Origin of the sequence: Actinomadura rudentiformis, from assembly GCF_008923185.1 — a bacterium.
Lineage (GTDB): Bacteria > Actinomycetota > Actinomycetes > Streptosporangiales > Streptosporangiaceae > Spirillospora > Spirillospora rudentiformis.
The window spans coordinates 83,683-105,963 of the sequence record NZ_WBMT01000008.1; the positions used below are offsets into that span (position 1 = coordinate 83,683).

Here is a 22,281-nt window from a genome sequence, read left to right on the forward strand (position 1 = left end):
CAGGCCTGGGCGCGCCACACCCAGGGCTAGCCGTGCCAGGGCCGGGGCCCAGAGCGCCAGGACCCGGAGCGCCAGAGCCGGACGGGTCACTCGCGCCAGCGGATGAACTGGCCACGCCGAACGCGGACTCGTCACAACCTGGAGTCGTGGCCGCCCTGCGGTCGATTCCAGGGCGGACGCCGATGAGCGTCAAGCTGATCGCCGGGACGCTGGTGCTGGTCATCATCGGCCTGACCGTGATGGGCGTGGCGGGCGTCTGGGTGCTTCGCGACTACCTGCTCGACCGGGCGGACGACCAGCTGCGCACGACGGCGGACCGCGTGGCGGAACAGGTCGCCAGGCAGATGAACGACTCGATTCCGGGGTTCAGCATACGGCTGCCGAGCCAGATGTACACGCAGGTCTACACCCCGGACGGGCGGGCCCTGCCGCCGGATCCCGCGTCCGACCAGCCCGACGCCGCGCCGAAGCTGCCCGCCAGTATCGCCACTCGCACCAGCACGCCGTTCACGGTGCACGGCACCAAGGGGCGTACCCAGTGGCGCGTTCTGGCCGAGCCGTTGCCGGGCGGCGGCACCCTCGTCCTCGGGCTGAGCCTGGACGAGATGCAGCGGACGGTCGGCCGGCTCATCGCCATCGACGTGACCGTGGGCCTGACCGTGGTCGCCGGCCTGACCGTTCTGGGTGTCTGGGTGGTACGGATCAGCCTGCGGCCGCTCAAAGCGATCGAGGAGACGGCCGGGGCCATCGCGGCCGGAGACCTCTCCCGGCGCGTGCCCGAGGGGGATCCCGGCACCGAGGTGGGCCGGCTCGGCCGTTCGCTCAACAGCATGCTCGCCCAGATCGAGGCCGCGTTCGGGGCACGGGCGGAGTCCGAGGCTGCGGCGCGCTGGTCGGAGGAGAGCGCGCGGCGTTCCGAGGAACGCATGCGCCGGTTCGTCGCGGACGCGAGCCACGAGCTGCGAACGCCGCTGACCGCGATCCGCGGTTTCGCCGAGTTCTACCGGCAGGGTGCGGCACGTTCGCCCGAGGAGCTCGACCGGCTGATCGGCCGCATCGAGGACGCCGCCGCCCGAATGGGCCTGCTGGTCGAGGACCTGCTGCTGCTGGCCAGGCTGGACCAGCAACGCCCGGTCGAGCGGCGCCCGGTCGACATCCTCGCCGTCGCGGCGGACGCGGTGCAGGAGGCCAAGGTCGTCGCCCCGGACCGTCCGATCGAGCTGTCGGTCCGGGACGGCATCGCCTACCAGGTGCTAGGGGACGAGCCTCGGCTGCGCCAGGTGCTCGGCAACCTGCTGACCAACGCGCTCACCCACACCCCGGACGACATCCCGGTCGAAGTGCGGCTCCTGTCGGGGAGCCTGTACGGGCAGCCCGCGGTGGTGTGCGAGGTCGCCGACGAGGGACCGGGGTTGTCACCCGAGCAGGCTGAACGGGTCTTCGAACGCTTCTACCGCGTGGACCCGGCACGAACCGCGATCAGCCGTACCGGCAAGGACGGCGGCACCGGGCTCGGCCTGGCGATCGTCGCCGCGCTCGTGGCCGCGCACGACGGGAAGGTGGAGGTCGAGTCGGCCCCCGGTGAGGGCGCCGTCTTCCGGGTCTTGCTGCCCTTGGCCCCCGACTGAACGATCCTTGGCCAACCTTGGGGATGGGTTCAGGATCCGTTCAGGTACATGCGGTTGCCTGTGAGGCACAGGGCGCCCCCGGAACACCGCGACGGGAACCGGGGCGCGCGCCCTGGCCAACGTCCGAGAGGCCGTGACCGATCTTCCGGTCACGGCCTTTCGCTTGCCGCGCGGGGCGTTCAGGTGACTTTCAGGTTCGGTCCAGGGTGGTTGCAGGCCCGTTGGTCATTCTCTTGGTGAATGGACGACAGGGGGTCCGATGAGCACCGAAACGCCGAAGGGCGACCAGGACGGGCGGCATGAGCCGCAAGGCACCGGCTTCGGCCATGCCCCCACCTACGATCAGACCGGCGCGACCGACCAGCGAGTCTGGGGCGCCCCGGCCGTGGCGGACCGCCAGGGCAGCGAAGGCCAGACCGCGACCTTCACCCAACCGGGCCCATACGAGCCAGGCCCGCACGGGCAGTCCGCGGCTTACGGGGAGGCGACTCCGCAGGGAGCGGGCTTTGGGCAGCCGCCGCACGGCGGGGCTTTCCCGGGTCAAGGCCAGGTGGCTCCGCAGGGGCAGCCCTTTGGGACGTCGAACTGGTGGACGTTGCGCCGCAAGGTCATGGCTGTGGGAGCGGCGGCCGCGCTGGCGTTCGGGGCCGGTGGCATGGGTGCGCTCGGGGCGGCGGCGCTCACGGGCAACGAGACCGTGTACGGGAGCCCGACGGCGGTGTCGGGGGCCTCCACGAAGCTCGGTTCCACGGCCCAGGTCGCGGCCGCGGTGCAGCCGAGCGTGGTGTCCATCACCGCGCAGTCGGGCATGGGCGCCGGCACCGGATCGGGGGTCGTGCTGCGCTCGGACGGCGTCATCATGACGAACGCCCACGTGGTGCAGGGCGCCGACCAGGTGTCGGTGAAGTTCAGCGACGGGAAGACCGCACCGGCGCAGGTGCTCGGCAGGGCGCCGTCCAGCGACATCGCGGTGATCAAGGCGCGGGGTGTGTCCGGGCTGAAGCCCATCACGCTCGGCGACAGCAGCGCGCTCGCGGTCGGCGACCCGGTGCTGGCGATCGGCAGCCCGCTCGGTCTCGACGGGTCGGTGACGTCCGGAATCGTCAGCGCGCTGGGCCGGCAGATCCAGGAGGGCTCGGACGAGGAGCAGCTGCCGCCGGGCCTGCGCGGCCAGCTGACCGAGCAGCAGAGCACGGTGATCAAGAACGCGATCCAGACGGACGCGGCGATCAACCCGGGGAACTCGGGCGGCGCGCTCGTCAACGCCGCCGGGCAGCTGGTCGGCGTCAACACCGCGATCGCCACGTCCGGCAGCAGCTCGGGCAACATCGGCGTCGGCTTCGCGATCCCGATCAACGACGCGAAGAAGGCCGCCGACAAGATCATCAAGGGTGCGCAGTTGTGACGCGGCCCTGACGAGACTCATCGGAGGCCGCCGTCAAGGCACGGCTCTGGGGGGAGCGGGCGGTCGGGCGGCGGCCTCCGATGACACGTACGCCGGAACGGATCCGGTTCGGGGGACCGGATCAGAGGAGAGGAGGTGGATCAAGAATCGGGGCTGACCAGGGGGGCGGGTCAGCGGATTAGAGCCGGATCAGGGACTGGGGGTCGGGCGAAGCGGGGATTGGGGGGATCGGGGGGTCAGGGAGTCCGGGGAGCAGGCTTCCGAGGGGAGAACGCGGCTGCGTGACCACGCTGAGGGGGTTTGGTCACGCAGCCGTACCCGTCTGTCCGGGATCCCTGCGGCCGGTGGTCGTGACCGTCAGGACGGGGTTCCGCTGCTTGGCGAGCTTGGCCAGCGTCCGCCGGGTGGTCATGAGGTAGTACTCGCGGGGCAGGGTGCGTACGCGCGACGGCAGCCGCGGATAGACGGTGGCGAGTGCACCCATGAGCAGCCGAAAGCGCAACTCACGGCCCGCGGTCCACGTCCATCCGTACTGCTCCCGGATCGGCGCGGGCATCATGCCGGCCGTGATCAGCCGGATCATCGCCAGTCCCGGCGCGCTGAGCGCGCGGAGCGGTCCGATCGGCAGCCGCGGGTTGAGCACCTGATGGGCGATCTGCCGGGAGGCGTCGGTGATCCGCAGGTTGTGGACCATGTCCGCGTAGTAGACGCGGAAGTCGGCGTAGGTGGCGGGCATGCGTTCTTCGGGACAGCCCAGGATCGTGGCATACACCTTGGTCTGCCCGTAGAGCTCCGCCAGTTCCTGGTCGCTGAACCGGCGCCGGAAGAGCGCTTGGTAGAACTGTGCGCCCACCGCGAACAGCGTGGCGGCGACCCACACCTGCAGTTCGGGGTCGTTGGCCTCGTAGTCCGGGCCGGTTATCTGCTCGTGCCCCTTGCGTACGAGCGCGCTGAACCGTTCGGCCTCGTCGCGGGTGCCGAATTGCACGGCGTAGAGCCAGCCCATGGTGTTTTGAAGGCGCCGCAGCGGGTTCTCGGCGGTGTAGCTGTGGTCGTACACGCCCTGGGCGACCTTGGGGTGCGCGGTCTGGAGGAGCGAGGCGACCCCGCCCGCCGCGATGAGCAGGCCCTCGCGCGTGACGACGCGGATCATGTCGTCGTCCCGGAACAGTCCATCGGTCATGACGGCTGATTGTAAGTAAGTACTTGCTGTGGCGCCACTGCCTCGACGAGGTCACGGATCACGCTGCGATGGTCGTCAGGGCGCCACGCGAGCGCCAGCTCGCACGGCGGCAGGCCCGTGACCGGGATGGCGTGGACGCCCGGGCGCCGGTAGAGCGCCGCGTTCCCGGAGGCGAGCAGGACGATCCCCGTGCCGCCCTCGATGGCGGCGAACGTCTCCTCGGCGTTGGTGACGACACCGCCGATCCGTGCCTGCTTTCCGCCGCGTTCGTCGAGGGCGAGCCAGTGGTCGCGGAGCGGCCCGGCACTCTCGGGGAGTGCCAGGAACGGCTCGTCCAGGAGCTCGGCGAAACCGACCTCCTCGCGGCCGGCGAGCCAGTGGTCCTCCGGGAACGCGACCCAGCGCGGCTCGCACGCGACCACGCACACCTTGAACGTCTCCTGATCACGGATCGGAAGCCAGATGAACGCGACGTCCACCTCGCCCTCCGCGAGCCCGGCGGAAGCGTCGTCCCAGTTCACCTGGCGCATCTGCAGCTGCCAGGTGGGCCGCCGTTCGGAGAAGCGCGACCGCATCGTCGACAACAGGCCCCGGCCCACGCTGGTCGATATGCCGACCGTGAGCCGGGCGGCGTCGGTCGCCGCCGCGTCGCTCACCGCGCGCTGCGCCTCGTCCCATTTCAGCAGGATCTCGCGGGCCGCCGGCAACAGTGCCCTGCCGGGCGCCGTCAGCGTCACCGTGCGCCGGTCCCGGTCGAACAACTTCACGCGGAGGAGGTCTTCGAGCTGCCTGATCTGCTTGCTGAGCGCCGGCTGGGAGATGAACAGCCGCTCCGCCGCCCGGGTGAAGTTGAGCTCCTCGGCGACGGCCACGAAGTAGCGCATGTCCCGCAGATGGGCATCCATAGCCGATGGTTATCACAGTGTGTATTGGACCTGCCAAGCCGCTGCTCCCAAGATGATCACCATGAGCACCGTTGAAGATCGCCTTGCCGTCGTCGAGACCTGCACTCGGATGGCGTGGCATGCCGACCAGCGTGAATGGGACCTGCTGGCCGGGATTTTCGCCGACTCGGTGACCCTGGACTACACGAGCCTGAACGGAGGTGAGCCCGCCGAGCTCAGCCCCGAGCAGATCGTGGCGGGCTGGTCGGCGACCCTCGGCTCGTTCGACGCGACCCAGCACCTGATCACCAACCATCTGGTGGACGTCGACGGCGACACCGCGGTCTGCACCGCCTCGTTCCAGGCGACGCACCGGCTGGCCAACCCGCTCGGCGCGCCGCTGTGGACCCTCGGCGGCACCTATCGCTTCGATCTCGTCCGCACCGGCTCCGGATGGCGGATCAGCGGCGTCGTCATGACCGCGACCTGGGCGGACGGGAACAAGGACCTGCTCTCGCTCGCGGCGGCGGCGGGATCACAATGATCACGCTTGTCACCGGCGCCAACCGGGGCATCGGACGCGAGGTGAGCCGCCAGCTCGCCGCCGCGGGCCACACCGTTCTGGTGACCGCACGTTCGGCCAAGGCGGCGGAGGAGACGGCGCGCGAGCTGGGGCGGGACACCGTCCCGCTACGGCTCGACGTCACCGCCGCCGACCTGGCCGGGGTGGTCGCCGAAGTCGACGAGCGGTACGGGCGCCTGGACATCCTGGTCAACAACGCCGCCATCACGTACGACACCTGGCAGCGGGCCGTCGAGGCCGACCTGGACGTCGTCCGCGAGGCGGCCGAGACCAACCTCTACGGCCCGTGGCGCCTGATCCAGACGTTGCTCCCGTTGTTGCGCCGCAGCGAGCACCCGCGGATCGTCAACGTCTCCAGCGAGGCGGCCTCGCTCACGAACATGGGCGGCGGAACACCCGCGTACAACGCGTCCAAAGTCGGCTTGAACGCTCTGACCCGGATGCTGGCGGCCGAGCTGCGCGGCGACGGCATCCTCGTGAACGCGGTCTGCCCCGGCTGGGTGGCGACCGACATGGGCGGACCCGGCGGCAGGCCGGTCGCCGATGGCGCAGCCGGGATCGTCTGGGCCGCGACCCTTCCCGATGGCGGCCCCACCGGCGGATTCTTCCGCGACGGCCGTCCCCTTCCCTGGTGAGAATCGACGAGAACGGACAGATCAATGATTTTGGTAACCGGAGCCACCGGAAACGTCGGCTCGGAAGTCGTCAAGGCGCTGGTCGCCGCCGGGGAGCCGACCCGCGCGCTGGTACGCAGGCCCGAGGCCGTCACCTTGCCCGAGGGTGTCGAGACGGTCGGCGGTGACCTCAACAAGCCTGCCAGCTTGACCCAGGCGTTGGCCGGCGTGCGTGCGGTCTTCCTGCTTCCGGGGTACGAGGACATGCCCGGACTGCTCAGCGAAGCGAAGCAGGCGGGTGCCGAGAAGGTCGTCCTGCTGTCCGGCGGTTCGGCTGGGATCGATGACCAGTCGAACGCGGTGACGCGCTACATGGCCGCCTCCGAAGCGGCGGTCTGGGCGTCTGGACTGTCGTGGACGTTCCTGCGGCCGAGCGCGTTCATGTCGAACGCCCTGCGCTGGCTGCCGCAGATCCAGTCGGGCGACGAGGTCCGTGTCTCGTTCCCGACCGTCCGCACGGCCATCCTCGACCCGTTCGACCTCGGTGCCGTCGCCGCCCGCGCGCTGCTCGTCGACGACTACGAGGGCGAGATCCTCTGGCCGACCGGCCCTGAGGCGCTGCTGCCCGCCGAGCAGGTCGCCGTGCTGGCCGAGGTGCTCGGACGCGACCTGCGCGCCGTGGAACTGACGAACGAGCAGGCCCGCGCCGAGATGACCGCCTCCATGCCGGTCGAGTACGTGGACGCCTTCTTCGACTTCTACGTGAAGGGCACGCTCGACGAGTCGATCGTCCGCCCGACCGTTCGCGACGTCACCGGCCGCGAACCCCGCACGTTCGTCGAATGGGCGAACGCGCACGCCGGCGAGTTCCGCTGAGCTGAAAACCACGCGACATGATCCACACACGGTGGGGATAATCAGGGCATGCCCGCCGAGATCCACGTCCGCGGCTCGGTCTCCATCCCGGAGACCGAGCTCGGCTGGCGTTTCTCCAGATCCTCCGGGCCGGGCGGGCAGAACGTGAACAAGACGTCGACGGCCGTGGAGCTGTCGTTCGACGTCGCGGAGTCGCCGTCGCTGCCCGATCCGCTCAAGCAGCGGGCACTGGAACGGCTGTCGGGACGGCTCGTGCGCGGTGTCCTGACGATCCGCGCGGAGGACTACCGCTCGCAGGCGCGCAACCGCGACGCGGCACGCGAGAGGCTGGCGGCCGTCCTGTCCGAGGCCATCGCCCCGCCGCCCAAGAAGCGGATCCCCAAGAAGATCCCGCGCGGCATCAACGAGCGCCGCCTGGAGAACAAGAAGCGCCGTTCAGACGTGAAACGTGCCCGCTCCCGCCGCTGGGACTAGGGCACGTCGCGCAGCAGGGCGGCTGACATCGAGACGCGCCTGGGGCACATCGCGCAGTAGGGCGGCTGACATTGAGATGCGTGGCCTAGAGCTGCTGACATGGAGATGCGCCTAGGGCTGGGCGGCTCGGATAGCGCGCATGGCCTCACGGCGAGCCTCGCCTGACAGTACGTCGATGTAGACGCCGCCGCGCAGGTGGTAGCACTCGTGCTGGAGGCAGCGGGCGAAGTAGCCGGTGCCCTCGATGCGCACGGGCTTGCCCTTCACGTCCACGCCTTCCACGATCGCGTGGGCGTGGCGCGGAGTCGGGAAGTTCAAGCCGGGGACCGACAGGCACCCCTCCTGCTCGACGACCATCTCCCCGTCCTCGGCGACGAGCACGGGATTGACGACGTGGCCGATGTGGCGGCGGCCCTCATCGTCCGCGCAGTCGTAGACGAAGATCTGCTGGGAGACACCGATCTGGTTGGCGGCCAGGCCCGCGCCGTCGGCCTCGTACATCGTCGCGAACATGTCGTCCACGAGCCGTTCGAGTGCGGCGTCGAACGTCCGGACCGGGTCGCACTCGGTGCGCAGCACCGGGTCGCCCAGCCGCCGGATCGGGCGGACCGTGCCCTGCTGCCCGTCCTGCCGCTTGCCCCGCCTGCCGTCACGTCCCTGTGGTGCCCTCGCCATACGGAAGATCCTATTCAAGCGACAACGGTGTCTCCGCCATGGATCGCAACCCATGGCGGAGACACCGTCATGCCCTGCCTGGTTCCCCGAACCTCGCTGCAGGAGCGCCTCAGCCGGCGTCGCCCGGCCTGGGGCCCGGCTGCTTGGGGGCGGGCTGCGGCGGGATCCCGCCGGGCCCGGGCCTGTCCTGGTCTCCCGCCGGAGCGGACGGCTTGGGCTGCTGCGGAACGTGTGCCGTGGGCGTGTCCGACCTGGTGACCTCGGGCTCCGGCTTCTTGATCGCGGGAGTCGGCGTCGCGACGGGGGCCTGCGAGGTGGGCGGCGCGGGCGGCAGCGGGGCGGCCGGCACCGGCTTGGCCGCCGACGGCTGCGCGACCGGAGCCGCCGGTACGCCGGTCGGGACCGGCTGCTTGCGCTGCGGCGCGGGCGGCGCCGGCTGCTTGACCGCGTCCGCGACCATCTTCTCCAGCGGGCCGGCGTCGTTCTCGGACTTGAGCAGGCGGTTGAGGGTCTCGCTGATCTCGGTCAGCCGCTGCAGTGCCTGGGTGTGGTTCTTGGTGAGCTGGGTCAGGCGCGTCGTCGCACCCTCGTTGATCACGCTGGCCCGGCGCTCGGACGCGGTCAGTGTGCGCTCGGCCTCCAGCCGGGCGCTGGTCACGGTCTGCTCGGCCTCCTGCTTGGCGGCCGTCAGCACGCTGTCGGCCTCCTTCTTGGCCGAGGCGAGCACGTGCTCGGCCTTCTGCTTGGCCTGGTGGAGGTCCTCCTCGGCGTGACCCCTGGCGTCGTCGACGATCCGCTTGGACTCGTTCTCGGCCTCCTTGCGGATCTGCGCGCCCTTGGCCTCCGCCTCGGCGACCTTGTCCTTGGCCTCGTCCTCGGCCAGGTTGATGATCTGGCGGAGCCGGTCGCTCAGGTCGTCACCGGTGGGCTTGCGCGCCTCCCGGACCTCGGCCATCTCGCGGCGGGTCCGCTCGACGTCGTCGAGTGCGCGGGCGAGCCGGGCCTCCAGCTCGCGGATCTGGTTCTGGCTGCGGGCGATGAACTCGTCGACCTGGCGGCGGTTGTAGCCGCGCATGACGATCTCGAAGGATTCCTCGCGAAGGAGGTTCGGCAGGATTTCTGCTTCGTTGTTCATGATGCCTTGGGGGTCGTTGGCGGGGGTGATCACCCCGTCAGGGTCGGAGAACGGCACGGGAGGACAACACGGGAAACGTCAGGATTGACTCTTGTCCGGTCCACCCCATTCGCGCAACCGGAACGGGTGTTGTCGCAGCCATTTCTTAACCTGGGGTGGGCAGGCAAGTTGTCCAATCTTAGGAAATATCGCGTCAATGTCCGCGCAGCGTGCCGCCGGTCCGGAGGCGACCGCCGCCTCCTTATTACAGCCGCCGCCCTTATAGCATCAGTGGCATGAGCAGCTATATCGGGTCCCTCGGCGCGGACGAGCCACGTATCCATCCGGAGGCATGGGTCGCGCCCGGCGCGGTCGTCGTGGGCAAGGTGACCCTCGGCCGCGAGTCCAGCGTCTGGTACGGCTCGGTGCTGCGCGGCGAGGACGAGGAGATCGTCGTCGGGGACGCCTGCAACATCCAGGACCTGAGCTGCCTGCACGCCGACCCGGGACTGCCCGCCGTCCTTGAGGACCGCGTCAGCCTGGGGCACAAGGCCATGGTGCACGGCGCCCACGTGGAGACCGGCTCGCTCATCGGCATCGGCGCGATCGTGCTGAACGGCGCGCGCATCGGCGCGGGGACGCTGGTCGCGGCGGGCGCCCTGGTGCCGCCGGGCAAGCAGATCCCCTCGGGCGTGCTGGTCGCCGGGATGCCGGGCAAGGTCGTCCGCGAACTCACCGACGATGACCGCCTCGTCCTGGAGCACACCCCCGCCGTGTACGTGAAGAAGTCGCAGCTCCACCGCAACGCCGTCTGGAAGTAGCCCCCGGCGCGCACCTGCGCCCCCGCGCGCACCTGCGGCCCCGCGCCTACCGCGCGCTCCTGCGGGTGCCGCGCCGGGAGTGGCCGGGCGGTGGGAGATGGGCCGTCCAATAGTGCCTCCCTCCGGATGCTGACTACGATGACCATGTGGTGTGGGGACCGGGCTATGGCAGTGCTCCGCCGCCCAGCCCCCCGACGGGGCAAGATCCGTTCACGGCGGCAGAGCGTGACACGAAGGCGATGGTGGCCGCCGGATGGTGGGCGTCGGCGCCTCCACAACAGCGCCAGCACGCCATCGGGGGGCGCATGCTCATGCTCCCCGACGGCACGTGGTGGCTGTTCGGGGCGTGGGCGCGCTGGTACCGGCTGCACCCGTCCGACGGCCAGTGGTACCTGTGCCCGCCGCCGCGTTCGCCAGGTGTCCGGATGGCCGCCCGCCCCGCCCAGCACGGCGGGGGACAGGTCCCGGCGCTGCCACCGCACGTCGTCCCGGCCGGGCCGGACTTCTCCTACGCGCCGCCCGGCGCTCTGCCGTTCGTCGACCAGGGGTTCGCGCTCGAACTGACCGCCCGCGTCCGTTCGACCGTCGACTCCGCCTCCAACCTGCCGTCCGCTGAATACCCGCACTGGTGGTCGCTCTTCACGTCCGAGACGCCGTCCACGGTGGTCGCGTGCTGGGGCGTGATGTTGTGGTGCGGGGCCGCTCCGGTGTTCGACTCCCGGTTGGACGGGCAGATGCTCGACCTCTGGAAGCCGTACCGCGCCAAGCCGCTGCCGGGCGTGGACGGCCCGCGCTGGCTGACGCCGCCGCCGCTGGAGGCCCTGGTCGGGCTGTACGCCGAGCGCCTGCGCGCCAGCCGGGTGGACGCGGCCGTCGTCGTCCTGCGCACGATGTGGGCCGTGGCGAGCGTTCTCCGTGAGGACCTGCGGTTCCAGGTCCGCGCCGACGCGCTGCTGGAGATCCTCGGCTCCACCCTTAGCAACCCGACGGTGGACTACGACGCGCTGCCGTACGGAGACCAGGCGATCGTCCAGCAGTGGCTGACGCGATGCCCGCCGCACCTGGTGCCCGCGCTGCGGAACGAGACGTCCCCGGGCGACAACTTCCGGCACGCCTACTACAGCCTCGCCGACGTGGTCGCGTCGCTGGTCGGGGACCCGGCCGACCCCGTCTACATCGAGCCCAGGCTGGTGGCGGCCGCTCTGGTCGCCGCCGACCTGGACGTGGTCCGCAAGGACGTGGCGGACGGCATCGTCCCGTGGCTCGATCCAGAGATCCGCTACACCGTTCAGGCCGTACGGAGTCAGCCCGGGCATCCGCTGCGCCGCCTCTGGCCGAGCGACATGCGCCTGCCCGAGCCGTTGCGCGGTTCGATCGGGCGAGGCGATGCCGCCTCCCGCCTGCTCGCGTCGATGTACGAGGTGGACCTCGCCTGGTGCCGGCTGGCCGGGATGCCCGCCAGACCGCGCGGCTTCCCCGTGCCGACGGCGATCGTCGCCGAGATCATCGGGGCGGACCGGGCACGGGCCGTCGCGACCGGGACGACGAGCACGCCGCAGCCTGTCCCGCCGTTCGCCCAGCCGCCCTCGCCGTTGAGCTCGCAGAGCCAGCCCGGAGTCAAGCCGGGTACCCCGCAGCCGGTCATGGGCATGCCCGGTGGCCCGGACAAGCCCTTCGTGCAACCGCCCGCCAACGTTCATCCCCCTGCGAACGTGCCGCCGCCCGTACAGCAGCACGGGCAGCAGGCGGCGTTCGCGTCTCCCGATCCGCAGATGGGTGGGACCTCCCCGGCTGAGGGGGCGCAGGAGGCAAGCAACTTCGCACCTCCGTATACCGAACTGGGCTACAGACCCCCGCAGTCGGAGCCGCAGCAGCCCGCTCAGCCGCAGCCCGCTCAGCCGCAGGCTGCGCAGCCTGCCGCGCACCAGCAGGCGCCGCCCATCCCGGTTGGCCAGGCAGGTCAGCCAGGACCACCCATCCCGCCTGTGCCGGCTGGAGCGCCGAGTCCGCCCGAGGAGAAGAGCGCTGCGGAGAACATCGCTCCTCCCTACACCGAGCTTGGCTTTCAACGTCCTGGTGCGGTCCCAGGTCAGAGCCAAGAGCCGCAGCAGCCCGTTCCACAGCGTCAGCAGCAGCAGCAAATGCAGCAGCCGCCGGTGACGCAGGTCGAGCAGCCGGCTGCGCCCACGCCGCAGTCCCCGCCGCCGCCTGTCGATCCATACGCGACGAGGTTCGACGAGGGCGGTCCCGCGAAGGCCAGCCCGCCACCGGCAGCCCAGCCCAACGCCGCTCCGCCCAGCGCCGCTCCGCCGGCGCCGGCCGCTCCGCCCCGCACTCGGATCCTGGACCAAGGCGATGTCGCGGGGGACGTCCCGCCTCCGCAGCCGGTCGGACCGCCGCCCGCCGGCGCGGGTGGAGGCGGGGGCACGCGGATCATGTCCGAGACCATGGTCGGCAACTTCGACTTCCTGGACGACACCCCGTCGCCGGAACGGCCCGTTCACGAGATCCCGCCGCCGGCGGACCGCGGCGACCGCCGGACCCTCGAACGTTTCGCCATCAGCTTCGTGTCCGGGGCACAGGACGCCGGGGAACTGCTGGACACCGTGCGGCGGCGCGTCGCCGAGTGGAACGCCCCCGCCGGCGGGGGCCTTGAGGCGACCCGGGTCGACGGCCAGCCCGGCGACACCGTCGCCGTGCCGAGCGTGATGCTGGTCGGCAACCCGCACACCGGGCAGCGCAGGCTCGCCAGGATGATCGCCCTGACCGCCGCGGACGCCGGCCTCGGCGACGGCGCGATCCGCGCCGCCGACGCGGAGGACGTACGGAACGCGCCGGTCGAGGGAATGTCACGGATCCTGGAGCAGGAAGGCCCGGCGGCCGTGCTCTTCGAGCGGCTCGATGTGGCGATCACCTCCGCTACGGATCCCGTGGCGGTCGCGGCGGCCGTACGGAGGGCCCGGCGGCATCCCGCGACCGGGACGGTGCTGATCGCCACCTGCGAGCCCCAGGCGTACAAGCGTCTCCTCAAGGACCATCCGCGGCTGGTCGAGGTGTTCCGTGTCTACCGGATGCCCGACCTCACCGAGCTCGACAACCGCATGACGCTGCTGCACCTGCTGGCGGACGAGCGCCGCGTCACGCTGGGCAACCCGGCGCTCGAAGTCGCCCGCGAGGACCTCGGCCGGCTGCGCGGACCGGGCGACCTGGTCAACGCGCGCCTCGTGGAGGCCTATCTCGACCAGGCGTGCCAGCGGCATCTCGAACGGGCCGGAGCCTCGCGGGACCGGCTCGTCCTGACGCCGGACGACCTCAACGGCGTCGCGGAGGGCATCGAGCCCGCCCTGCGGCCGCCCGGTGACATCGACGGCTACCTGCGGCGGCTGGACGGGCTGATCGGGCTGACGGAGGTCAAGGAGGCCGTCCGGGAGCTGGTCGACGAGGCCGGGCTGGCCGCCGACCGGGCCCGTTACGGGGTGACGTCCGACACGTCCCGCCACCTGATCTTCACGGGACCGCCCGGGACCGGCAAGACCACGGTCGCGGGACTGCTCGGCGGGATCTACGCGGCGCTGGGCCTGCTCGACTCGGGCCACGTGGTGGCGTGCCGGCCGGTGCACCTGGCGGGCCGCGACCCGATCGACACCGAGGGCCGCGTGGCGAGCATGATCGACCAGGCGCTCGGCGGGGTGCTGCTGATCCAGGAGGCCTACCGGCTGGACCGCAACCCGGCGGTGGTGAACGAGCTGCTGCGCCACATGCGGGGCCGGCCCGGCAAGTTCATGATCGTCTGTTCGAGCCCGGGCGCCGAGATGGAGGGCTTCCTGGCCGGCAACCCGGCGTTCCGTGCCGAGTTCGGCCGGACCATGGAGTTCGAGGGCATCGGCGACCGCGATCTGATGAAGCTGTTCCAGAGCTACGCCGAGCGTGATCTCTACATGCTCGACGAGGAGCTGCGGGTCGAGTTGTTGTCCCGGTTCGCCCGGATGCGCGACGACCCGGCGTTCGGCTACGCCCGTACCGTCCGGGCCCTGTTCGAGCAGACCGTCGCCCGCCAGGCGGCCAGGCTCGCCGGCGCGGACGTCAACGCGGCCACCGTCGCGAGGCTCACCGCGCGCGACTTGCCCGAATCACCTCTCGAGCAGATGCTGGGTGACTTCCATCAGGGCCGTTAGCCGCCCCTGAGCCGTCCCAGCGCGCTCTGCGGGCCCGAGGCGGTTCCGCAGGGGCCGGTGGTGCTTCCGGCGCCTCTGAGGAGCCTCTAGGAGATCGCGCACCAGATCCCGCGATGCCGCATGAAGTGGGCGTACGTGGGAACGGTCGTTCCAAGTGCGCGTTAGGCCTGGCCTGAGCGGACCTCTGAGAGTGGCCCTCGAATGGCCCTCTTGGGTCATGTCCCGCCGGGCGGCCGGCGCGTAGCCTCGACAGTGGGTGTGGGGAACGAACGGAGGTGGACGCGGTGCGCCAGCAATATCTCGATCTGCGCGTCCACGACCGTGTTGCGCTGGACGAGATCGAACTCTATGCCGAGATGCTCAGCGCGGTGGCGGCGGCCGAGCGGCCGCTCACGCTGGCTGAGATCGACATGGTGCTCGGAGTGCGTCCCGACGAAGCCGGTCGTCGCGAACTGACGTCACAGGAGCAGTAGTCCCGTCAACGCGCCGGGGATGTCCGAGGGACGCCCCGGCGCCACCACCGCGGGGCACAGTGGTCGCACACTGTAACAAATATCACTACTGTACGTCGCAACCTTCCGTAGCGGGCCGCAGCGGCGCCCACCGGCAGTGAACCCTGCAGATAGGGCTGTATCTCGGGGGTGTGCACCTCTTGATCTAGGGCAACCTTGTAGGTGAGAGGATGGCAGACACCAGCCGAAGCTGGGGCAAAGGTTCTTTTTACGGCTGGTTACGCCTACGATCCTCTGCGGACTGTTCCGGCACTTCAGGAGTACGACGTGCGCTTGCGTCTCACGCCGCGTGAGGACAGCTTTTACGACATGTTCGCCGACTCGGCGAACAACCTGGTCACTGGTGCCAGGCTGCTCGTGGAGCTCATCAGTGACGGCGCCGACCGGGAAGCGATCGCGGAGAAGCTGCGCGCCTGCGAACACGCGGGCGACGAGTGCACTCATGCGATCATGCGCCGGCTGAACGAAACGTTCATCACGCCCTTCGACCGCGAGGACATCTACCGGCTCGCCTCCACGATCGACGACGTCATGGACGAGATGGAGGAGGCCGCCGACCTCGTCGTCCTCTACAAGATCGAGGAGTTCCCCAAGGGCATCGTCCACATGGTCGAGGTCTTGGAGCGCGCGGCCGAACTGACCGCCGAGGCGATGCCGCGGCTGCGTTCCATGAAGGAGCTCAACGAGTACTGGATCGAGATCAACCGGCTCGAGAACCAGGGCGACCAGATCTACCGGAAGCTGCTGGCCAAGCTGTTCAGCGGTGAGTACGACACGCTGACGGTCCTCAAGCTCAAGGAGGTGATCGACCGCCTCGAGGACGCGGCCGACGCCTTCGAGCATGTGGCCAACACGGTCGAGACGATCGCGGTCAAGGAATCATGAGCGAGCCCTCCGACGCGGGCACGACCCTCACCAAGGAGTCGGTGCCCGGGGCGGACCCGTCGCTCGCCGAACAGGCGCGGCGCGGGCCGAGCAAGTTCTGGTGGGCGCTGCTCGGCGGCGTGTTGCTGGTCATGCTGATGGGCGCGGTCGGGCTGCGGTCCGACGCGCAGGCGGCGGTGCTGGTCCTGGTCGTGGTCGTCGCGCTGATCTTCGACTACACCAACGGCTTCCACGACGCCGCCAACGCCATCGCCACGTCGGTGTCCACGCGGGCGCTCACGCCCCGCGCGGCACTGCTGATGGCCGCCCTGATGAACCTCGTCGGCGCGCTGCTCGGCGTCGAGGTCGCCAAGACCGTCAGCGACGTCATCACCCCGCCCAGCGGCCTGCACGGCCTGACCGTGGTGGCCGCCGGCGTGCTCGGGGCGATCACCTGGAACCTGATCACCTGGTACTTCGGCCTCCCGTCGTCCTCCTCGCACGCCCTGATCGGCGGCATCGTGGGCGCCGGGCTGGCGTCCGCCTCCTCGGTCAGCTGGAGCAAGGTCGTCGACAAGGTCGCCATCCCGATGGTGATCTCGCCGGTGGTCGGCTTCTTCCTGGCCTACTTCCTGATGGTGGCGCTGCTGTGGATCTTCCGCCGGGCACATCCCGGCCGGGTCGGCCGCCGGTTCCGCATCGCGCAGTCGCTCTCGGCCGCCGCCATGGCGCTGGGCCACGGCCTGCAGGACGCGCAGAAGACCATGGGCATCATCGTCCTCGCGCTCGTCACCACGGGTCACGAGGACGGCGAGTCGGTCCCGCTCTGGGTGATCATCGCCTGCGCGGGGGCGCTGTCGCTGGGCACGTACGCGGGCGGCTGGCGCATCATGCGGACGCTCGGCCGCCGGGTGATCGAGCTCGATCCCCCGCGGGGCTTCGCCGCCGAAGCGACGGCCTCGATGGTGCTCTACGCGGCCGCGTACATCTGGCACGCTCCAATCTCGACCACCCACACGATCACCTCGGCGATCATGGGCGTGGGCGCGACCAAGCGGCTGTCCGCCGTCCGCTGGGGCGTCGCCGGCAACATCATCGTCGCCTGGATCCTGACGATGCCGATGGCCGCCCTCGTCGCAGCCGTCGTCTACTGGATGGTCCACCTCTTCGGTGCGTGACGTTCGCCCATCGGTGGCCCGGTCATGAGCAAGGCGGTCGGCTCCCGGTACCGACCGGGCCGGGCGTACCGCCTAGGCTGAGATCATGTCTGAGGTGCGGGTGCGCGCGACGCTGTCGGATGAGGAGATCGAGAAGGTCGTCCGTCTCGTCGTGTCGGCCGCCGAGCACGACGGTGTCGGGCCGCTGTCCGAACGCTCGCTGCTCTGGCTGCGCGGCGGCGGGGGCGGCGACGCGCGCGGCCTCCTGCGGCTGGACGACGCCGGTGGGCTCGTCGGTTACGCCCACCTGGACCTGGCCACCGCTGAGGAGACCGCCGCGGGGGAGTTCGTCGTGGATCCCCACTCGCGCCGCCGCGGACACGGGCTGGCCCTGCTGAACGGGATGTGCCAGGAGGTGGACGGGCCTCTGCGCGTGTGGGCGCACGGTGATCTTCCGGCCGCCACCGCGCTGGCCGAGTCGCAGGGCCTTGACCGGGTCCGTGCCCTCTTCCAGATGCGCCGCTCCGCCGACGACCCGCTCCCCGAGTTCACGGTGGCCGATGGCGTGCGGCTCCGCACGTTCGAGGTCGGCCAGGACGAGGAGGCGTGGCTGCAGGTCAACCGCCGGGCCTTCGCGGACCATCCCGAGCAGGGCGCCTGGACGCTCGACGATGTCCGGCTGCGCGAGCGGGAGCCGTGGTTCGACCCGGAGGGCCTCTTCCTCGCCGAAAGTGAACGCGACGGAAAGCTGCTGGGCTTCCACTGGACCAAGATCCACCCCGACGGTCTCGGTGAGGTCTACGTCGTCGGAGTCGACCCCGGCGCGCAGGGCCTCGGCCTGGGCCGTACCCTCACCCTCAAGGGCCTTCACCACCTGCGTGAACGGGGCGTACCGGCGATCCTGCTGTATGTGGACGAGTCGAACCAGGCGGCCGTCCGGTTGTACGAGTCCCTGGGGTTCACCCGCTATGCCGTGGACGTGATGTTCCAGAGCGGTTGTTAACCACACGTCCACGTCTAGTCGAGACATTCTTCCTGGCTCTGCCCGTCCCAGTTCATGTTCTGTTCACCTGGTTCAGGGTGACTGGTCACCTCTCCTGCCTAACGTCGCTTTCGACGGTGCCCCCCTTACCTGGACAAACGACTCCAGAGACCCGGTCGGGGGAAGACGGCAAACCTGGTCTGGGCATCGCCCACCAACTATCGAGGAGACCCTCCGGTGAAGAACGGATCTCGGCTGGCCGCCCTGGGCGGAGTGGTCGTCGCGGGCGCTCTCGCCCTCTCCGCGTGCGGGAGCGACGACAACACGGGGGCGAGCGGGAGCTCTGCCGCCCCGGCCGGCAATATCGACTGCGCCAAGGCGACCGTGAACGCGGCCGGTTCCAGCGCGCAGAAGAACGCCATCGAGGAGTGGACCAAGCTCTACGCCTCCAAGTGCGCCGGTGCGAACCTGAACTACACCGCGAGCGGCTCGGGCGCCGGCATCCAGGCGTTCAGCTCGGGTCAGGCCTCCTTCGCCGGGTCCGACTCGGCGCTCAAGCCCGAAGAGGTCGGCGCCGCAAAGACGCGCTGCCAGGGCAACACCCCGCTCAACCTGCCGATGGTCGTCGGTCCGGTCGCGGTCATCTACAACCTGCAGGGTGTCGACGGCCTCAAGGTCTCCCCCGAGACCCTGGCCGGCATCTTCTCCGGGAAGATCAAGAACTGGAACGATCCCGCGATCGCCAAGGAGAACGCCGGCGCCAAGCTGCCGAGCTCGCCGATCAAGCCGGTCTACCGTTCCGACGAGTCGGGCACGACCGACAACTTCACCAAGTACCTGAGCAAGACGGCCCCCAAGCTGTGGACCTGGGAGCCCGCCAAGAAGTGGCCGAACGGAACCGGCCAGGGCGCGGCCAAGTCCGACGGCGTCAGCGGCCAGGTGAAGAACACCGCGGGCACGATCTCCTACGTGGAGTACTCGTACGCCAAGAACAACAACCTGCAGACCGCGCTGGTCAAGAACGGCGCCGGTGAGTACACCGAGCTGACCCCCGAGAGCGCCTCGAAGGGCGTCGCGGGCGCGAAGGTCGAGGGCACCGGCAACGACGTAGCGCTCAAGATCGACTACGGCACCAAGGAAGCGGGCGCCTACCCGATCGTCCTGGTGACCTACGAGATCGTCTGCGAGAAGGGCCTGCCCGCCGAGCAGGGCAAGTTCGTCAAGTCCTTCCTCACCTACACCTCCAGCGCCGACGGTCAGAAGATCCTCACTGACCTGGGCTACGCACCGCTTCCCGAGTCGGTGCTGACCAAGGTCCAGGCCTCGGTGAAGGCCCTGTCCTGACCGGAGACCACACCACCGGCAGCCCCGCCACCGACGACCTCGGTGGCGGGGCACGCCTGGGTTCCACCGATGACACTCGAGGAGGGCACCCCGTGACGAGTGAGACCGGCGTCGAGGCGACCGCCGGCGCGAAACACCGGGCCACCGGCCGGCCGATGAGCACCGGCCGGGCCGGCGACAGGATCTTCAGCGGTGCCGCACGGGGTTCGGGCATCTTCGTGCTCGCCCTCATGGCGGCGATCGCGGTCTTCCTGATCTGGAAGGCCATCCCGGCCCTGCAGAAGAACGAGGCGAGCTTCCTCACCACCGAGGAATGGAACCCCAACGCGATACCCCCCAAGTTCGGCATCGCGCAGCTGGCGTTCGGCACCGTGGTCTCGTCCTTCCTCGCACTGCTGATCGCGGCGCCGGTGGCGATCGGGATCGCGCTGTTCATCTCCTTCTACGCGCCGCGCAAGCTGACCGGGCTGCTCGGCTACGTGGTCGACCTGCTCGCCGCCGTGCCGAGCATCGTCTACGGCCTCTGGGGGCTGTACTTCCTGTCGCAGCACATGGAGGGCGTCAGCAAGATCCTCAACACGCTGCTGGGCTGGATCCCCTTCTTCGGCGGCAGCCCCGGCAAGAACTCGATCTTCACGGCCTCGGTCGTGCTCGCCATCATGATCCTGCCGATCATCTCCTCGATCTCCCGTGAGGTCTTCCTCCAGGTGCCGCAGGCCAACGTGGAGGCCGCGCAGGCGCTCGGCGCCACCCGCTGGGAGACGATCCGGATGGCGGTGCTGCCGTACGGGCGATCCGGCATGATCGGCGCCTCGATGCTGGGTCTGGGCCGGGCGATGGGCGAGACGATCGCCGTCGCCATGGTGCTGACGTTCGTCCCCGGCATCAACATCCACCTGCTGGAGGACGGCGGCGCCACGTTCGCCTCCAACATCGCCAACAGCTTCGCCGAGGCCGGTGAGACGGGCCGCGGCGCGCTGATCGCCTCTGGCCTCGTGCTCTTCGTGATCACCCTCGTCGTCAACATGGCGGCCCGGGCGGTCGTCGCCCGCCGCAAGGAGTTCGTGTGAGTGCCGTGTCCAGCCCCGCCAAGCGCACCCCGACGCTCGGCTCGGTCTCCAGCGCCCGCAAGCTCAAGGACCGGCTCGCCCAGGGCCTGGTCTACGTCGCCTTCCTGCTGGCACTGATCCCGCTGGTGTCGGTCCTCTGGACGGTCGTCGGCAACGGGATCAAGCGGCTGGACGCCCAGTTCTTCCAGTTCTCGATGAACGGGGTGAGTGGCAAGGACGCCGGTGGCGGCGCGTACCACGCCGTCGTCGGCACACTGGAGCAGGTACTGATCACCAGCGTGATCGCCGTGCCGATCGCCGTGCTCACGGCCATCTACCTGGTGGAGTACGGCGCCAACGGCCGGCTCGCCCGGCTGATCAGCTTCTTCGTGGACGTCATGACCGGCATCCCGTCGATCGTCGCCGGCCTCTTCGTCCTTGCGATGTGGCTGCTGACCCTCGGCATCATGAAGGAGGGTGCGGGCTTCGCCGGCTCCCTCGCGCTCGCGATCCTCATGATCCCGACAGTGGTGCGGGCGACCGAGGAGATGCTCAAGCTCGTGCCGAACGACCTGCGCGAGGCCTCGTACGCGCTGGGCGTGCCGCGCTGGCGGACCATCTGCTTCGTGGTGCTGCCGACCGCCCTCACCGGCATCCTCACCGGCGTCATGCTGGCCGTCGCCCGTGTGATGGGCGAGACCGCGCCGCTTCTGCTGGTCATCGGCTTCACCAAGGCGATCAACACCAACCCGCTCGAAGGCCCGCAGGGATCGCTGCCCACGTTCATCTGGGACCAGGCCAGCGACCCCAACCAGAACGCGATCGACCGCGCCTGGACCGCCGCCCTCACGCTGATCCTGATCATCATGCTGCTCAACATCGCGGCCCGCCTCGTCGCCCGCAGGCACCGGCCCGGTTCCCGCTGACCACCCCCGAAAGACCCGATAGGAGCATCACCCTCATGGCCAAGCGCATCGAAGTCTCCGGACTGCATGCCTACTACGGCGGCGTCCACGCCATCGAGGACATCTCGATGACGGTCGAGCCGCGCTCGGTGACCGCGTTCATCGGGCCTTCCGGTTGTGGCAAGTCGACCTTTCTGCGCACCCTCAACCGCATGCACGAGGTGATCCCCAACGCCCGCGTGCAGGGCAAGGTCATGCTCGACGACGAGGACCTGTACGGCAAGGACGTCGACCCGGTGGCGGTGCGCCGCGTCGTGGGCATGGTGTTCCAGCGGCCCAACCCGTTCCCCACCATGTCGATCTACGACAACGTGGCGGCCGGGCTCAAACTCAACGGTGTCCGCCGCAAGGGCCAGCTCGACGAGATCGTCGAGGAGTCGCTCAAGGGCGCCAACCTGTGGAACGAGGTCAAGGACCGCCTGAGCAAGCCCGGCGCGGGCCTGTCGGGCGGTCAGCAGCAGCGCCTCTGCATCGCCCGCGCGATCGCGGTCAAGCCCCAGGTGCTCCTGATGGACGAGCCCTGCTCGGCGCTCGACCCGATCTCCACGCTCGCGATCGAGGACCTCATCGCCAAGCTGAAGAGCCTCTACACGATCGTCATCGTGACCCACAACATGCAGCAGGCCGCCCGCGTCAGCGACCGCACGGCGTTCTTCAACATCGCCGGCACCGGCCAGCCCGGCAAGCTCATCGAGATCGACGAGACCAGCAAGATCTTCACCAACCCCGAGCAGAAGGCCACCGAGGACTACATCACCGGCCGCTTCGGCTGATCGGGGCGCACAGCCCCCGCCGTCCCTCGCGGACGGCGGGGCTCTGTCATTCCATGATCGAGAAGAATGAAATTCCAGCACCGCGACAATCCCAGCCACGCACGCGGGCGCGCTAACGGGTCGTGAAGCGAGCCGAAGGCGAAGCTTCACGAGAGATCGCGCACGCCGCTTTTGCGGTTCAGCGGTCGAGCCGCCAGGCGAGG

The 22,281-nt window shown here is 69.9% G+C and carries 20 protein-coding genes; 16 read left to right on the forward strand and 4 right to left on the reverse strand.

Annotated features, from left to right (window positions below):
- Positions 1-182 precede the first annotated feature (182 nt).
- Complete coding sequence (locus tag F8566_RS17970; RefSeq protein ID WP_151561408.1) at positions 183-1,628, forward strand: sensor histidine kinase; 1,446 nt, start codon at positions 183-185, stop codon at positions 1,626-1,628.
- A gap of 259 nt (positions 1,629-1,887) precedes the next feature.
- A complete protein-coding gene (locus F8566_RS17975) occupies positions 1,888-3,033 on the forward strand; it encodes a S1C family serine protease (RefSeq protein WP_151561409.1) in 1,146 nt (381 codons plus the stop codon).
- A gap of 304 nt (positions 3,034-3,337) precedes the next feature.
- On the opposite strand, the gene F8566_RS17980 is transcribed toward F8566_RS17975, so the two are convergent.
- Both F8566_RS17980 and F8566_RS17985 read right to left on the reverse strand, forming a co-directional pair.
- The gene (locus F8566_RS17980) at positions 3,338-4,216 is read right to left on the reverse strand and encodes an oxygenase MpaB family protein (protein WP_151561410.1); all 879 of its coding nucleotides are present in this window, start codon (positions 4,214-4,216) and stop codon (positions 3,338-3,340) included.
- Positions 4,213-5,121, reverse strand: coding sequence for a LysR family transcriptional regulator (locus tag F8566_RS17985; RefSeq protein WP_151561411.1), 909 nt, complete (start codon positions 5,119-5,121; stop codon positions 4,213-4,215). The genes F8566_RS17980 and F8566_RS17985 overlap by 4 nt, the downstream gene beginning before the upstream one ends.
- A gap of 61 nt (positions 5,122-5,182) precedes the next feature.
- Between F8566_RS17985 and F8566_RS17990 the strand changes: the two genes are divergently transcribed.
- From F8566_RS17990 to arfB, 4 genes are read left to right on the forward strand one after another with little or no spacing between them, the layout of a single operon-like run.
- Complete coding sequence (locus tag F8566_RS17990) at positions 5,183-5,644, forward strand: nuclear transport factor 2 family protein (RefSeq protein WP_225993290.1); 462 nt, start codon at positions 5,183-5,185, stop codon at positions 5,642-5,644.
- A complete protein-coding gene (locus tag F8566_RS17995) occupies positions 5,641-6,318 on the forward strand; it encodes an SDR family oxidoreductase (RefSeq protein ID WP_151561413.1) in 678 nt (225 codons plus the stop codon). The genes F8566_RS17990 and F8566_RS17995 overlap by 4 nt, the downstream gene beginning before the upstream one ends.
- A gap of 24 nt (positions 6,319-6,342) precedes the next feature.
- Positions 6,343-7,173: an NAD(P)H-binding protein gene (locus F8566_RS18000; protein WP_151561414.1), complete on the forward strand. Its 831-nt coding sequence runs from the start codon at positions 6,343-6,345 to the stop codon at positions 7,171-7,173.
- Positions 7,174-7,221: 48 nt separating this feature from the next.
- On the forward strand, positions 7,222-7,647 hold the full coding sequence (gene arfB, locus F8566_RS18005; RefSeq protein ID WP_151561415.1) for an alternative ribosome rescue aminoacyl-tRNA hydrolase ArfB: 426 nt from the start codon (positions 7,222-7,224) through the stop codon (positions 7,645-7,647).
- A gap of 111 nt (positions 7,648-7,758) precedes the next feature.
- Here arfB and def read toward each other — a convergent pair whose 3' ends face one another.
- Both def and F8566_RS18015 read right to left on the reverse strand, forming a co-directional pair.
- Positions 7,759-8,322, reverse strand: a complete 564-nt coding sequence (gene def, locus F8566_RS18010) for a peptide deformylase (protein ID WP_151561416.1) — start codon at positions 8,320-8,322, stop codon at positions 7,759-7,761.
- 109 nt (positions 8,323-8,431) lie between these two features.
- The gene (locus tag F8566_RS18015; RefSeq protein ID WP_225993291.1) at positions 8,432-9,514 is read right to left on the reverse strand and encodes a DivIVA domain-containing protein; all 1,083 of its coding nucleotides are present in this window, start codon (positions 9,512-9,514) and stop codon (positions 8,432-8,434) included.
- A 218-nt stretch (positions 9,515-9,732) separates the two neighbouring features.
- Here F8566_RS18015 and F8566_RS18020 point away from each other — a divergent pair, with 218 nt between their 5' ends.
- The 10 genes from F8566_RS18020 (at position 9,733) to pstB (ending at position 22,078) form a co-directional block, all read left to right on the forward strand.
- Entirely contained in the window at positions 9,733-10,257 is a 525-nt protein-coding gene (locus F8566_RS18020) for a gamma carbonic anhydrase family protein (protein ID WP_151561417.1), read from the forward strand.
- A 305-nt stretch (positions 10,258-10,562) separates the two neighbouring features.
- Positions 10,563-14,432 (forward strand): AAA family ATPase, encoded by a 3,870-nt coding sequence (locus F8566_RS18025; RefSeq protein WP_151561418.1) that lies wholly within the window; start codon positions 10,563-10,565, stop codon positions 14,430-14,432.
- Between the two features lie 284 nt (positions 14,433-14,716).
- The gene (locus F8566_RS18030) at positions 14,717-14,905 is read left to right on the forward strand and encodes a hypothetical protein (RefSeq protein ID WP_151561784.1); all 189 of its coding nucleotides are present in this window, start codon (positions 14,717-14,719) and stop codon (positions 14,903-14,905) included.
- Positions 14,906-15,211: 306 nt separating this feature from the next.
- Positions 15,212-15,829, forward strand: coding sequence for a DUF47 domain-containing protein (locus F8566_RS18035; protein WP_151561419.1), 618 nt, complete (start codon positions 15,212-15,214; stop codon positions 15,827-15,829).
- Entirely contained in the window at positions 15,826-16,986 is a 1,161-nt protein-coding gene (locus F8566_RS18040) for an anion permease (protein ID WP_449691926.1), read from the forward strand. The genes F8566_RS18035 and F8566_RS18040 overlap by 4 nt, the downstream gene beginning before the upstream one ends.
- A gap of 85 nt (positions 16,987-17,071) precedes the next feature.
- Positions 17,072-17,968: a mycothiol synthase gene (gene mshD / locus F8566_RS18045; protein ID WP_151561420.1), complete on the forward strand. Its 897-nt coding sequence runs from the start codon at positions 17,072-17,074 to the stop codon at positions 17,966-17,968.
- Positions 17,969-18,184: 216 nt separating this feature from the next.
- Positions 18,185-19,291: a phosphate ABC transporter substrate-binding protein PstS gene (gene pstS, locus F8566_RS18050; RefSeq protein ID WP_151561421.1), complete on the forward strand. Its 1,107-nt coding sequence runs from the start codon at positions 18,185-18,187 to the stop codon at positions 19,289-19,291.
- A gap of 92 nt (positions 19,292-19,383) precedes the next feature.
- Complete coding sequence (gene pstC / locus F8566_RS18055; RefSeq protein ID WP_225993292.1) at positions 19,384-20,361, forward strand: phosphate ABC transporter permease subunit PstC; 978 nt, start codon at positions 19,384-19,386, stop codon at positions 20,359-20,361.
- Positions 20,358-21,266 carry a phosphate ABC transporter permease PstA gene (gene pstA / locus F8566_RS18060; protein ID WP_318836421.1) on the forward strand — a complete coding sequence of 303 codons (909 nt, stop codon included), beginning with the start codon at positions 20,358-20,360 and terminating at the stop codon, positions 21,264-21,266. The genes pstC and pstA overlap by 4 nt, the downstream gene beginning before the upstream one ends.
- Before the next feature lie 35 nt (positions 21,267-21,301).
- Entirely contained in the window at positions 21,302-22,078 is a 777-nt protein-coding gene (pstB, locus tag F8566_RS18065; RefSeq protein ID WP_151561422.1) for a phosphate ABC transporter ATP-binding protein PstB, read from the forward strand.
- Positions 22,079-22,281: the final 203 nt, after the last annotated feature.

Bases quoted from the DNA above. Each gene is read 5' to 3' on its own strand.
- F8566_RS17970 (WP_151561408.1), top strand. From the start codon at position 183: ATGAGCGTCAAGCTGATCGCCGGGACGCTGGTGCTGGTCATCATCGGC.
- F8566_RS17975 (WP_151561409.1), top strand. From the start codon at position 1,888: ATGAGCACCGAAACGCCGAAGGGCGACCAGGACGGGCGGCATGAGCCG.
- F8566_RS17980 (WP_151561410.1), bottom strand. From the start codon at position 4,216: ATGACCGATGGACTGTTCCGGGACGACGACATGATCCGCGTCGTCACG.
- F8566_RS17985 (WP_151561411.1), bottom strand. From the start codon at position 5,121: ATGGATGCCCATCTGCGGGACATGCGCTACTTCGTGGCCGTCGCCGAG.
- F8566_RS17990 (WP_225993290.1), top strand. From the start codon at position 5,183: ATGAGCACCGTTGAAGATCGCCTTGCCGTCGTCGAGACCTGCACTCGG.
- F8566_RS17995 (WP_151561413.1), top strand. From the start codon at position 5,641: ATGATCACGCTTGTCACCGGCGCCAACCGGGGCATCGGACGCGAGGTG.
- F8566_RS18000 (WP_151561414.1), top strand. From the start codon at position 6,343: ATGATTTTGGTAACCGGAGCCACCGGAAACGTCGGCTCGGAAGTCGTC.
- arfB (WP_151561415.1), top strand. From the start codon at position 7,222: ATGCCCGCCGAGATCCACGTCCGCGGCTCGGTCTCCATCCCGGAGACC.
- def (WP_151561416.1), bottom strand. From the start codon at position 8,322: ATGGCGAGGGCACCACAGGGACGTGACGGCAGGCGGGGCAAGCGGCAG.
- F8566_RS18020 (WP_151561417.1), top strand. From the start codon at position 9,733: ATGAGCAGCTATATCGGGTCCCTCGGCGCGGACGAGCCACGTATCCAT.
- F8566_RS18025 (WP_151561418.1), top strand. From the start codon at position 10,563: ATGCTCATGCTCCCCGACGGCACGTGGTGGCTGTTCGGGGCGTGGGCG.
- F8566_RS18040 (WP_449691926.1), top strand. From the start codon at position 15,826: ATGAGCGAGCCCTCCGACGCGGGCACGACCCTCACCAAGGAGTCGGTG.
- mshD (WP_151561420.1), top strand. From the start codon at position 17,072: ATGTCTGAGGTGCGGGTGCGCGCGACGCTGTCGGATGAGGAGATCGAG.
- pstB (WP_151561422.1), top strand. From the start codon at position 21,302: ATGGCCAAGCGCATCGAAGTCTCCGGACTGCATGCCTACTACGGCGGC.